General features: G+C 36.4%; 14 protein-coding genes and 1 tRNA gene. 8 read left to right on the forward strand and 7 right to left on the reverse strand.

The features are described from left to right. The first annotated feature begins 255 nt into the window (after positions 1-255). The 8 genes from ACQ9BO_RS19830 to ACQ9BO_RS19865 all read left to right on the forward strand — a co-directional run bounded on the left by ACQ9BO_RS19830 (position 256) and on the right by ACQ9BO_RS19865 (position 6,026). A complete protein-coding gene (locus tag ACQ9BO_RS19830) occupies positions 256-897 on the forward strand; it encodes a DUF4369 domain-containing protein (protein WP_431245172.1) in 642 nt (213 codons plus the stop codon). A gap of 36 nt (positions 898-933) precedes the next feature. Next, on the forward strand, positions 934-1,197 hold the full coding sequence (locus ACQ9BO_RS19835) for a peroxiredoxin family protein (protein ID WP_431242153.1): 264 nt from the start codon (positions 934-936) through the stop codon (positions 1,195-1,197). Further along, positions 1,166-1,303, forward strand: coding sequence for a TlpA family protein disulfide reductase (locus ACQ9BO_RS19840; RefSeq protein WP_431242154.1), 138 nt, complete (start codon positions 1,166-1,168; stop codon positions 1,301-1,303). The genes ACQ9BO_RS19835 and ACQ9BO_RS19840 overlap by 32 nt, the downstream gene beginning before the upstream one ends. A 381-nt stretch (positions 1,304-1,684) precedes the next feature. Further along, positions 1,685-1,765: transfer RNA gene (locus ACQ9BO_RS19845), tRNA-Tyr, on the forward strand. Between the two features lie 300 nt (positions 1,766-2,065). After that, positions 2,066-2,362: a transposase gene (locus tag ACQ9BO_RS19850; protein WP_431242155.1), complete on the forward strand. Its 297-nt coding sequence runs from the start codon at positions 2,066-2,068 to the stop codon at positions 2,360-2,362. Then, positions 2,352-3,224, forward strand: a complete 873-nt coding sequence (locus tag ACQ9BO_RS19855; protein WP_431242156.1) for an IS3 family transposase — start codon at positions 2,352-2,354, stop codon at positions 3,222-3,224. Before ACQ9BO_RS19850 ends, ACQ9BO_RS19855 begins: the two co-directional genes overlap by 11 nt. Positions 3,225-3,573: 349 nt before the next feature. Then, positions 3,574-4,227 carry a hypothetical protein gene (locus ACQ9BO_RS19860; RefSeq protein WP_431242157.1) on the forward strand — a complete coding sequence of 218 codons (654 nt, stop codon included), beginning with the start codon at positions 3,574-3,576 and terminating at the stop codon, positions 4,225-4,227. Positions 4,228-4,388: 161 nt separating this feature from the next. After that, positions 4,389-6,026, forward strand: coding sequence for a glycoside hydrolase family 9 protein (locus tag ACQ9BO_RS19865; protein ID WP_431245173.1), 1,638 nt, complete (start codon positions 4,389-4,391; stop codon positions 6,024-6,026). Between the two features lie 80 nt (positions 6,027-6,106). On the opposite strand, the gene ACQ9BO_RS19870 is transcribed toward ACQ9BO_RS19865, so the two are convergent. Genes ACQ9BO_RS19870 through ACQ9BO_RS19900 form a run of 7 tightly spaced genes read right to left on the reverse strand, consistent with a single transcriptional unit; the run spans position 6,107 to position 11,972 of the window. Continuing rightward, a complete protein-coding gene (locus ACQ9BO_RS19870) occupies positions 6,107-7,192 on the reverse strand; it encodes a TonB-dependent receptor domain-containing protein (RefSeq protein WP_431242158.1) in 1,086 nt (361 codons plus the stop codon). Beyond that, complete coding sequence (locus ACQ9BO_RS19875; RefSeq protein WP_431242159.1) at positions 7,113-7,718, reverse strand: hypothetical protein; 606 nt, start codon at positions 7,716-7,718, stop codon at positions 7,113-7,115. Before ACQ9BO_RS19875 ends, ACQ9BO_RS19870 begins: the two co-directional genes overlap by 80 nt. After that, positions 7,712-8,287: a TonB-dependent receptor plug domain-containing protein gene (locus ACQ9BO_RS19880; RefSeq protein ID WP_431242160.1), complete on the reverse strand. Its 576-nt coding sequence runs from the start codon at positions 8,285-8,287 to the stop codon at positions 7,712-7,714. Before ACQ9BO_RS19880 ends, ACQ9BO_RS19875 begins: the two co-directional genes overlap by 7 nt. Positions 8,288-8,323: 36 nt before the next feature. Continuing rightward, positions 8,324-9,490, reverse strand: coding sequence for an alpha/beta hydrolase-fold protein (locus ACQ9BO_RS19885; RefSeq protein ID WP_431242161.1), 1,167 nt, complete (start codon positions 9,488-9,490; stop codon positions 8,324-8,326). A 19-nt stretch (positions 9,491-9,509) separates the two neighbouring features. Beyond that, complete coding sequence (locus tag ACQ9BO_RS19890; protein WP_431242162.1) at positions 9,510-9,812, reverse strand: hypothetical protein; 303 nt, start codon at positions 9,810-9,812, stop codon at positions 9,510-9,512. Between the two features lie 46 nt (positions 9,813-9,858). Continuing rightward, the gene (locus ACQ9BO_RS19895) at positions 9,859-10,131 is read right to left on the reverse strand and encodes a hypothetical protein (protein WP_431242163.1); all 273 of its coding nucleotides are present in this window, start codon (positions 10,129-10,131) and stop codon (positions 9,859-9,861) included. Continuing rightward, a complete protein-coding gene (locus tag ACQ9BO_RS19900; RefSeq protein ID WP_431242164.1) occupies positions 10,128-11,972 on the reverse strand; it encodes a glycoside hydrolase family 9 protein in 1,845 nt (614 codons plus the stop codon). The genes ACQ9BO_RS19895 and ACQ9BO_RS19900 overlap by 4 nt, the downstream gene beginning before the upstream one ends. Positions 11,973-12,028 lie beyond the last annotated feature (56 nt).

Consider the following 12,028-nt stretch of genomic DNA (forward strand, 5'->3'; position numbering starts at 1 on the left):
AAACGAGCAAATCACTTGATTTTAGGGACTTTAGCACACAAAAAACTATAACAAAATTTTAGGTTACAAAATTCTTGATGTTCTATATTTTTAAATACTTTTGTTGCACAAATCAATTAACTAATTAATTTTTATAATGAAAAAAATATTTTTTACTTACAGCTTCTGTAGCAATTATTTCATGCGAGCAAAGTTAAAGACGGAGAGTATCTAATTACAGGAACTGCAACTGGAATTGCGAACGGAAAAACAATCATTCTTCAAGGTCAAGATCCAGTAACACAAATGACTGTTGCCCTTGATACAGTAAAAGTTGAAAACGGAAAATTTGAAATAAAAGGAAAAGTAACTGAACCAGCTTTTCATACTTTAATTCTTCAAGATGCTAATGCACCAATTCCATTTATCTTAGAAACAGGAGAAATTGCAATCGCTATTGACAAAGACAGCATCCACAAATCTAAAATTTCAGGAACTTACAACAATGAAGAGTTTGTAAAATTCCAAGAAGAGCTTAACAAAACTTCTAAAAAATTAGTAGATTTTCAAAAAAACAATACTGCTAAAATGCAACAAGCTCAACAAGCTCAAGATACAGCAACTATCAATGGCTTGATGAAACAATACATGGAAATCCAAACAGAGGTTCAAGCAGACACTAAAAAGAAATATGTTACTTATGCTGAATCTCACCCAAAATCATTCATTTCTGCTTTAATCGTAAAAGGAATGTCTGAAGACCCAACTGCTGATGCTAAAAAAGTAGAAAGCATTTACAACTCTTTAGATGAGTCTGTAAAAAACACTAAACCTGGAAAAGACGCTAAAACAAAAATTGGACAAGCAAAATTACCAACTGTAGGTGCATCAGCGACTCCAGTAGGTAGCGCTAAATGAAGAGCAGATTTTTCAGCTCCTAATCCAGAAGGGAAAATGGTTTCGCTTAAAGAAAGTTTAGGCAAAGTAACCATAGTTGATTTCTGGGCTTCATGGTGTGGACCGTGCCGCAAAGAAAATCCTAACGTCGTAGCGATTTATAAAGAATTGCATTCAAAAGGATTAAACATTGTTGGTGTTTCTTTAGATAAAGAAAAAAGCAAGTGGACTGAAGCTATCGCAAAAGATGGCTTAACTTGGACACATGTTTCTAACTTGAAATTTTGGGATGAACCAATTGCGCAGACAGTATCATGTTGAATCAATTCCAGCAACTTTCATTCTTGATGCATCAGGAAAAGTGGTAGCTCAGGATTTAAGAGGTCCAGAATTGAGAGCAAAAATTATAGAGCTTTTGGCTAAATAATTTCAAAAATAATCGAATAAAAAAATCTCCCTCGTGGAGATTTTTTTGTTTAATCATTAAATTTTATGACAAATCAATTTCTAAGCAACGAAAAACTTAGATGATTTTTGGGACATTTTTTTATCAATAAAAACAATAGCTGACAGCTTTTACTAATCGAAATCCAGAGTAAAAATAAAAAACACAACGAAAGAATAATCTTATTTTCAAAAATAATTAAACAAAACTTATCCGAAGCCTATTTTTATTTTATTCAATTCCAATGAATTAAAAAACAACTTTAAAATAACTTAAAATTAAGTCGTTTTTTTGTTTGGAAATGTAGAAAGAGTTCCTATCTTTGCCACCGCTTAGAACAACAAAGCACAATAAGCTGAGATCGGGGAGATACTCAAGCGGCCAACGAGGGCAGACTGTAAATCTGCTGTGTGAACTTCGCAGGTTCGAATCCTGCTCTCCCCACGGAAAGGCCAAAAAGGCGGAAAACATAAAGTTTTCAATCTTTTCAAAAAGCCATAAAAAATGTCTGAAGACCTGCAAATTCAATGATTTGCAGGTTTTTTTTGTTTAAAGCCTATTTTCAATATTTATAAATCCTCACAAAATTAAAGGTGCAGAATCGGTGCACTTTCAGGCTGGAGTTGCTACCTTTTTTGCGACTAAAAGCTTAGGCGGTGTTTATATGAAGTAGTAAAAAAAGAAGGATATAATGGGCAAAGTTTCTGACTGGCGGCTAACTTTATTCCTGCTAATTTTAACAGCATGAAAACGACAAGGAGAACCTTTACTTTGGGCTTCAAGATTCTGGCCGCATCTATGAGCATCCACTGCGGAAGGGTCAGCGACGTGGCAAGAGAGCTCAATATCAGCACAAGCACCCTGCGGCACTGGAAGAAGCTCTATCAGGACGGCAGATTTACCATAAAGAAAACCTCAGCTGAACTATCCCATATAAATGAATTAGCGACACTGCGGAAACGGATCAAAGAGCTGGAAATTGAAAGGGATATTCTAAAAAGGCTCAAAATATCTTCTCCAGGAGCGGCAGGTGAAATATGAATTTATCAGGGAAAATTCTGAAATATTTCCTGTCGAGAAGATGTGCCGGATTTTTCAGATCCACAAAAGCAGTTTCTTCCGATGGCGCAAAAGAACGCCTACCGCAAGGTCAGAACGAAAAGCCCACATTATACGCGAAATTATAAGAATCTACCACTGGAGCCAGTGCCGATACGGGAGCCCAAGAATTGCCAAAGAATTAGATTCCATCGGGATAAAAGTTTCAAGAAAATTTGTCGGGCAGATCATGAAGGAAAACCATCTGAGAAGCATTGCAAAATCGAAATACAAAAAAACTACTAACCCATCCCGCAACAGCAACGTCGTCGAAAACAGATTAGAGCAGGTTTTTAAAGCAGACAGAATAAATGAAATCTGGGTTTCTGATATGACATACGTAGAAACAGAGGAAGGCTGGTTGTATCTCACCGTGGTGATAGACCTTTTTGACCGCAAAGTGATCGGCTTCTCAATCAGCGAAACAATGAGAGCAAAAGATACCAGCATCGCTTCCTTGACAAAAGCGCTTCTAAATCGCCCCCTGCAGATCTGTCAGGAACTGCTCTTTCACTCAGACCGAGGTATACAATATACCTGCCGTGATTTTATTGCTTTACTAGACACGAATAAAATAACTCAAAGCATGAGCCGTAAAGGAAACTGCTATGATAACGCAGTGGCAGAAAGCTTTTTCAAGACATTGAAAATAGAATTGGTATACCAAAATAGATATACAACTAAAGAAAAAGCAGAAAAATCAATAATCGATTATATAGAGAACTTTTACAACACCTGCAGAAGACATTCGGCACTCGGAAACTTAACGATTGAAGAGTTTCAGAATCAGCGACCAATTAAATAATAGCTTTTCCTAATATCGCTGGATTAGGGCCTAACATATTTGAATTTGGGTCCATAATCGTTTCATCAAGTTTTAAGCAGTCACTTAAAACATTGTATCAAAGCCTTTTAAATCTTATAGTACCAAAAGAACTACATTAGCAATGAATAATTGCTATTCTACTGAACATTAAAATTGATTTATTTCCTAAACTTATTTGACATGAAATTAAACGATTAAAAAAGCATCAATTCTTCTATATTACGCTTCAAATTTGTTATTCAGATTATTAGCAGAAAACTACATTTATAAGCTTATGTTCTTTTTAAGCAGTAGTTAATGAGTATTAATGGCAATAATTTATAAAATAATGAAAAACAAAACTCTTGTTGTTTTTGTATTACTGACTGTAATGCTTCAAATAAAAATGGAGGCACAAAACTTAAAACTTCATCCAAAAGGTTATTTTTCTGCTAGGGGCCTGGATGTAACAGTCTTTGATGATATTTATCCCGATGGGCATCAAACAGGGGTCACAATGATTCAGCATGGTGAACGCGTCATGGCAAATGGAGATTTGCGTTTAGAAATCTCGCCAGGACAATGGTCGCCTGTACCAAAAGAGGTCGTAAAAAAGATAGATTCGGGTTCGAATACAATATCTCAGACTTTATCTTATCCTGATGAATCTAAAAACCGTATTGGCTTTAACCCAATAGATTATCCTGATTTTAAATTAAAATATAAAGTTAACGTAACGCCTACAGAAGGAAATAATTTTCGAATTACAGTCGATTTGGATAATGAGGTTGATGCAAAATGGTTAGGAAAAATTGGTTTCAACATTGAATTGTTTCCGGGCGATCTGTTTGGAAAGTCTTATATATGTGATGGAAATTTCGGCATTTTTACTCATTCTCCTTACGGGCCCCTTCAATCTCAAATGGATGGACAGAATCTTGGCACTCCTCTCTGTAAAGGAAAAAAATCACAATTGCCCCTGAAAGCGATTTATCGAGAGTAACGATCCAGTCTAATTTAGAAGACATTGCATTATGGGATGGAAGAATCAATCATAATAACGGATGGTTTATTATCCGTTCCCCTATTTCTGCCAGATCAGGAAAAAGGGTTATAGACATTGTTGTTTCTCCAAATGTTATTCCGAATTGGACTTACAAGCCTATTGTTCAGGTTTCCCAAGTCGGCTATTATCCGAAACAATCTAAAGTAGCTATTCTGGAAACAGATCCAAATGATACAGAAACATCAGAAGTAATTTTGATAAAACATGATGAGTTTGGCAAGAAAAACATCAAAACTATAAAACCGAAAAAATGGGGAGATTTTTTAAGATATAACTATTACCAAATAGACTTTTCAGAAATAAAGGAAGAAGGAATGTACACATTAAGTTACAGAGGAAATGAAACTTCTCCTTTCCAAATAAGCAAAAAACTTTATGATAGAAATGTCTGGCAACCCATTCTGGAATACTTTTTACCTGTACAAATGTGCCACATGAGAGTCAATGAAAAGTATCGAATTTGGCATAACTTCTGTCATTTGGATGATGCCCAAATGGCGCCAGTAAATCTGAATCATTTTGATGGATATGTTCAGGGACCTTCGACACTTACAAAATATAAACCGAATGAAATTGTTCCGAATCTGAATCAAGGAGGATGGCACGATGCAGGAGACGACGATTTAAGAGTCGAATCTCAAATTGGGACAGTGTGGAATCTGGCGTTGATGTTAGAGGAATTTAATATTGAATCTTATGATGCGACAAGTATCGATTTAGATAAAAAAATAGTTGAAATTCATCAACCCGATGGAAAGTCGGATGCTTTGCGGCAAATGGAACATGGATTGGCTTCCATTTTGGCAGGCTATCGTTCAATGGGACGTTTATATCGCGGAATAATTACAAACGATCTAAAACAATATGTTCTTCTCGGCGATTTTGGCGGAGTTACAGATAATAAATGGACCACAAATCCAAGTGCTAAAGATGATGATCGATGGGTTTTCACCGAAGATAATCCTGATCGGGAATTGTATGTTGCGACCGGACTTGCCGCTTCTTATCGGGTTTTAAAGGCTTCAAATCCTAAATTGGTCGCTGAATGCTTAGAAACATCCAAAGCACTTTACAAAACATCTTTTGCAAAATCAAAAAGAGCAGAAAGTAAAATAACGGTTCTTGTCGAATTAGCACTGTCAACAAACGATACAAGTTACATCAATCAAATTACAGATTTAAAAGAAGATGTATTAAAAAATTTCGATAATTTAGGATGGAAAGTTGGAAGAATAAAGCATCTTATAAAAGATAAATCTGTTTTGGACAAATTGAATGTTGAGGCGCAAAAATTTAGTCTGAAAACCAAAAACAATTCCCTTGCAGATTCTCCATATGGAGTTCCTTACACACCGAATATCTGGGGAGCTGGCTGGACTTTACAGGAATTTGGCGTAAAGCAATATTATTTTTCAAAATCATGGCCAGAGTTTGCAAACTACGAAGTGTACAGTAAAGCTTTGAATTTTATACTTGGAGTTCATCCTGGCAATAATACAGCCTCTTTTGCATCTGGAATTGGATCAAATTCGTTGTTGGTAGCGTATGGCATGAATCGTGCCGATTGGTCTTATATTCCCGGTGGAGTAACTTCGGGAACGGCACTTATTAGACCAAACTTGCCCGAACTTAAAAAATGGCCTTACTTTTGGCAACAAACCGAATATGTTATGGGTGGTGGATCTACCGATTTTATGTTTTTAGTACTGGCAGTTCAAAAACATTTCGGAAATTAAATTTTAAAAGCGATAGAATATAGAAGAGGATTCTATATTCTATATTCTATATTCTATCACTTTACAATAATGTATTCCGATTATATTTTTATAGCTACTGTTCCTGAAAACGTTCTTCCGTCTGACGGCCATATTCCAGGTCCTGGATAAAATTGAGGGCGTTTGGTAAAATAATGCTCATCAAAAACATTACTCAGATTAAATTGCAATTTTATAATTTCTGTCAATCGTATAGCAAAATTTAAATCCAGTAGCTGATAAGCAGGAACCAAACCAACGGCTCCGCTTGCAGAAGGCGTAACAGTATTAAGTGCATCGGCATAACTTTCAGAAGTATAACTGTAAAGTGCCGAGAAACTAGCTGATGAATATCTAAATGTAATGCCATTTCTTGAAATCCAAGACGGAACACTTTCTACTTTATTGCCGTCGATATTTACATTGGTATTGCCTGATCTAACTACAGCATCTTCGTACTGGGCGTCCATGAAAGAAGTCGAAGTAAACAATGACAAACTTGTTTTTTTGCCCAAAGAGAAATCTCCTTGCAAAAAGAATTCAAGTCCTGCTGTTCGCGAATCTCCAATGTTGGTTCTAAAAATAATCAGATTATTTGTCGCATCGTTTTCTACAAGTGTTCCCAAACGATTGTTATACTTTAAATAAAAACCTGTTGCATCCCAATTCAGAAATTTCCATTTGCCTCTAAAACCGATTTCCGTATTATAACCGTACGCATCTTTTAAATTTTTGTCGCTTACCTCATAAATCGATTGTGGAATAATATCTTTAAATATAACAGGCCTGTAAGCTTGCGACCATCCTACGTAAATATTGATATTTTGTGTCAGATCATATTGCGCACTTACTCCAAACAACGGAAAGTGATGTTCAATTTTATTTGGCAGATCCTTTTCCGAATAATAAATGGTAGTACCTGTCATATTCGTTTCGCCAATTTCCATTCTAACTCCTGTATTAACTGAAAATCGTTTTGCTAAAAGCCATCGGTTTTCTGCAAAAAATGCAATGTTTTTTGTTTTGAAATGCAGATCTCTTCCCCAGCCTGGTGTTACAAGCGATAAATCAAAATCGGTTCCTGTTGTTCCTTTTCCTTGCTGTTGACGGTGCAGGTCGTTGTTCATATACTGAATTCCTGCGAGCAAGAGAACTTGTTTGCTGAAATAATTTGTACGATTGAAGCATTCGTAGCTCTGTGGTATAACTATTAAAATGATCAATATCAACCTGACGATTGTTGTATTGAAGTGTAACAGGAACAATAGTGTCGGCAATATTGGCTGGCTTGTCAAACATTACACTGTTTCTTGCTCCTAAAACAGCCGAAGTTGCAAGTCGCAGTTTTGTTGAAGGAGCAACATTCCAATCCGCTGTAATGGAAGGAATGTGAATATTGGGCTGGTAATAATTGCGGGAACGGGTTGACATTTTTGGATCATCATGAAACATGCTGTCTGTCAATGGCCCCGGAATATGTGTAATATAGTTTGAATGTGTCCACTCCAACTTGAAGGTTAGATCTTTTGATACATCATAATAAAGCGAAATTCCTTCAGCATCAAAACTGGCATCACTATTTTCACGATAACCGGTAATCCATTTTCCATTTACCCAAGCCGAATATCGAAACTTACCTAATGTACCAGAAAGACTGTTGTAAGTGCTTACCAAACCATAAGAACCCAGCGTATTGATCGTTTCAAAAGCAACTTTTTTGAATCTGGCTGTTTGCTTATATAGTTTAACATACCGCCAAATTGCGCTCCGTATTGCAGTGAAGCCGTGCCTCGAACCAACTCAATACGTTCAAGTGCTTCCATTGGAATATTGTAATGACTGGCAGGATAACCATACATATCAGAGTTTGTGATGATTCCGTCTTTGCGGACATTGAATTCCCAACTGCGATGTGCGTCAAGTCCGCGAGTAGAAATATTTACCTGATTTCCTGTTCCATCCATATCATAAACAAAAACACCTGGTATTTTGGCAAAAATCTGTCTGCCGTATTTCTCAGTAATAGCAACATTTTTTTGCGCCATATCTATTACTTCATTCTTTTTTCCAGAATAAATGTAAGTACCTTGTACGGGTTCAAGCCGATGAATGTCCAGCGGTATCCGATTTCCTTCTACCGTTACAGGAGAAAGTTTATGCGTTTTTATCGTATCTGTTGTGGTTTGTGAAATAACAGCAGTAAAATTAATTAGGAATACTGCAATTAGAATGGGTTTGGTCATATGGTAGGTTAGTTAGTTTTTAGAGGTTAGAATTACTTATTTAAACAGCTTAGAGGCAAACTGATATAAACATCTTCTCCATGTCAACCATTCATGCGCAGTTTCAGGAGATTCATAATAATCATATTTAATTCCTTGTTGTTCCAGCATCGTTCGAAATGCTCCTACTGATTTGGGAAAAGGAGCCGGTTCTTTCGTACCTAAACCTAACCAAAAAAGCTTTATTTTTTTATTTAATGCACTGCCCTCTTTATATTTTCCATCCAAAAAAGTAGAAGCATCAAGAGGATCTATACTCGGATAATTTGCTGTACCGCTAAAGCCTCCATAGTACGAGAAAGTTTCCAGATTATTCATCATAATCCTCATTGTTTGATTGGCACCCATAGAAAGGCCTGCGATAGCCCTATTTTCACGATTGGCGATAGTACGAAACTTGGCATCAATCATTGGGATAACTTCAGATATCAATACTTCTTCAAAAATAGATTCCGTACGCTCTTTCTTTTCTTTGATTTCTTTGCTTTGAGGTTTATAAGCGTAGCCATTATCCATTACAATAATCATTGGCTTTGCCTGTTTTGAAGCGATCAGATTATCTAGAATTAAATTAGCTTTGCCCTGAGAAGACCAGCCTGTCTCGTCTTCAAAACTTCCGTGTTGCAAATAAAGTACGGGATAACGTGTTTTCGTATTTTCATTGTAACCGGCAGGTGTATAGATAAAACAGCGTCTAAAAGAATTGGTCAGCTTTGAGAAATAAATATTTTCGCTGACAAGACCGTGAGACACATTTTTCAATTCGAAAAATTCCTGATCTCTCGACGGAATTTCTACACCGCTTCCCCATCTTCCTGCACCATAAAAATACAAGCTTCCCGGATCTGGTACCGAAGCGCCATCAATATTTAATTGATAATAATGAAATCCTTCATCCTGCGGATTCGATTCTCCTGTCCATACTCCATTGGTGTCTTTTCGCATATCATATTTTACACCACCAATGTCGAGTTGCACCTTATTTGCATTGGGAGCAACAATACTGGCACGTACGCGTCTTTGCGAATTTACCTGTGGAAATTGTTTTTCTGACTGATTCATTGGTGAAGGCTTAAAATCTTCAACAATCTGCGTTTCCTGGCTCCAACCAGACTGAAAACACAAGCTTAAAACTATAATGACTATATCTAAATATCGTTTCATCTTTGCTTTTTTAAGGTTATTATTTCTCTCTAGCCAAATCATTTACAGCATTTGCAAGAAAAACATACCACGCACCGCCATCGATAATACACTCATTTTCGCCCCAAAAAAACGGCCAGTCGTCTTTATTTTCTAAGTAATCCGGTTTAAGAAAAATAAGTCCGGGAACTACTCCGCCGGCAATAGTTGTAAAATCGGCACGGTTGTTTCCGTAAGCTACTTTTTTGGATTTATTTCCAACAGCGTTTACAAAAGACAAATTGGAATAAGGATGACATCCAAAAATATAGTTCAAGCCTTGATAAACAGATTCCTTGTCCATAATATCAGGATAGAATTTATGAATGTAATAATTTGTGCTTGCCCAATTAATTACTTGCGAAGTGCCTGCCCCAGCCTCTCTTTACCAAAGGAACTCCATAAGGATTATCAGTATTCTCTTTATTTGTTTTTTCTTTATACTTGATAACATAGCTTCGTAATTTTACTTTATAGCTATCATCCATAGAATGCACAGCCAAGAGAGCTGAATTAATATTGAATTCTAAATTTTCATCCAGTAATTTCCAAATCTTATCTAGAAACCCTTTTTTATAATTCTGGTCTTTTGTGCTTAAGTAAAGCTGTAATATCGCGATCATATCGTCGCCTTTTCCCCATCTTGCCATAGGACTATTATCCGGTTTTGCCTTTTTTCTATTTCTGTTGCTTCGTTGTACAGCTTTATAGCAAGAGACAAACATTTAGCAGAAAGCTCGTCATTGTAGCCTTTTAAAGCTCTGCTTGCCGAAGCTAATGCGCCCGCAGTTCTGTAATCCAAAAACGAAGAGCGATTTGTAAATGCCCATCTGTCATCCATCGTACCACTTGAAACTCCATTGGATTCATATGGTTTAAGAGAAGTATTATACGGAAGATTATCGGTCTCTGTAGAAGCATCGCCTAAATGATGATATTGGTGAAGATTAGGCACGACAATTCCTCTTACTGGATGACCAATATTTTCAACCTGTGCCACAAGATTTAAAACGCCATGCTCAATTTGCTGTAACAAATCAGGCTGGCCATCGGGACGGTGAATGTCTACAAACTGCATTTTTTGGTCAATATAAGTTTCATCTCTATTTACTTTGAATTCTTCCCAAGATTCTACAAAACTGTTGATTACACTTACATGTGAAAAGGTTTGTATATCAAAATCGCCTGCATCAAACCAACCTCCAACAGACATTCCGGGAATACGTTCCAAAGGTTTGTATTTAGTTTCTGTCGTCGGACCTTGTTTGTAGCCATCAAAATGTTCGTGATTCAATGGCGCCTGAAGGCAATCGTCTAAAAATGGTCTCCCATGCCAGACTCTATAAGCCTCATTCACTTCCATGTGATCCATTTGAACGGGAAACCAGACATCCATTGTAGGATGCCATACATTGGCGTAAATTTCATTCTCAATCTGAAAAGTGTTTGTTTTTTGATCACCATACTGAATATAATAAAGTCCTTTTTCTTTAATAGAGCTAAAATCAAACTGAGCATAATTATATCGCAAATAATTTCCCCAAACTTTGACATCACCTTTCAGCTTTTCTACAAATTTCCCGTCTTCATTAAGCTTAAAAATCGATGCTTCAGCTAATGCTTTATCATTTTGATCAAGTTCAATTACGGCTACTTTCCTTTGTCCCGGCATGTACCCAACTTGTGAAAATCCTATTACGGGTTGTCTTGTCCAATTGGCTATTGTGTTAGGTTCTACGTACCATGTCAGTACTTTTCCTGTTTTATTTAAAGGAAGCATGCTTCGCGCTATAAACCAGCCATTTTGCCCAAGATTTCTTCCATCAAAAAGCATAATTTCCTGATCTTCTGACTGAATTTTTACTGTTCGCTCTGGATTTTCAGGCGCAAATATTAAATTCTTCCCTGAATCTAATGGAAGAGTCGTTATAAATTCCTTTTTTCCGCGATCATCAAATGTGGTATGTCCCGCAAATTGTGGGATTTTTTGAGATAAAGGCTTCATTTCAGTATTTCCCGAAGGATAACGCGGAAAAGTTCCTGCCTTTCCATCAACAACATAATTACTTTCAAAATAAGATGTTGGCAAAAATTCCATATTAAATCCTGCTCTTCCTTCCAATTGCTTCGGAACTGGCTTATCTAGAAAAACATTGATCAAGAATCCGTTTCCTTTTGATGTTACTATTATTTTGGAATCAAAATCAAATTCTTCATATCGAAGTGTAACTTCAATGGTATTGGTCGCTTTATCTACTTTTCGGCTTGTCATTTTTGGAATCAAATCCCATTGTTCCGGTGTGTTTTGAAGTCTTACAGCTCCACCTGTTACGGTTCTTACACCATGATGAATAAACTCTATTCCGGCCGTTTTTTCGTCAAAGAACATTCCGTTGTATTCATTGCTAAAAACCAAAACATTTAATCCTCGGGTTTCAAAATATTCCTTTTCGTTTATTTTCAATTTTTGGGAAAATGAAATCGTTGACCAACTACTTAATAGTATAAAAATTATATATT

The sequence above is a fragment of the Flavobacterium sp. P21 genome, assembly GCF_050632225.1.
Taxonomy (GTDB): domain Bacteria; phylum Bacteroidota; class Bacteroidia; order Flavobacteriales; family Flavobacteriaceae; genus Flavobacterium.

Excerpts from the sequence above, each read along its gene's own strand:
- ACQ9BO_RS19835 (WP_431242153.1), top strand. The coding sequence starts at position 934 with ATGGTTTCGCTTAAAGAAAGTTTAGGCAAAGTAACCATAGTTGATTTC.
- ACQ9BO_RS19840 (WP_431242154.1), top strand. The coding sequence starts at position 1,166 with ATGAACCAATTGCGCAGACAGTATCATGTTGAATCAATTCCAGCAACT.
- ACQ9BO_RS19850 (WP_431242155.1), top strand. The coding sequence starts at position 2,066 with ATGAAAACGACAAGGAGAACCTTTACTTTGGGCTTCAAGATTCTGGCC.
- ACQ9BO_RS19860 (WP_431242157.1), top strand. The coding sequence starts at position 3,574 with ATGAAAAACAAAACTCTTGTTGTTTTTGTATTACTGACTGTAATGCTT.
- ACQ9BO_RS19880 (WP_431242160.1), bottom strand. The coding sequence starts at position 8,287 with ATGACCAAACCCATTCTAATTGCAGTATTCCTAATTAATTTTACTGCT.
- ACQ9BO_RS19885 (WP_431242161.1), bottom strand. The coding sequence starts at position 9,490 with ATGAAACGATATTTAGATATAGTCATTATAGTTTTAAGCTTGTGTTTT.
- ACQ9BO_RS19890 (WP_431242162.1), bottom strand. The coding sequence starts at position 9,812 with ATGGACAAGGAATCTGTTTATCAAGGCTTGAACTATATTTTTGGATGT.
- ACQ9BO_RS19895 (WP_431242163.1), bottom strand. The coding sequence starts at position 10,131 with ATGATCGCGATATTACAGCTTTACTTAAGCACAAAAGACCAGAATTAT.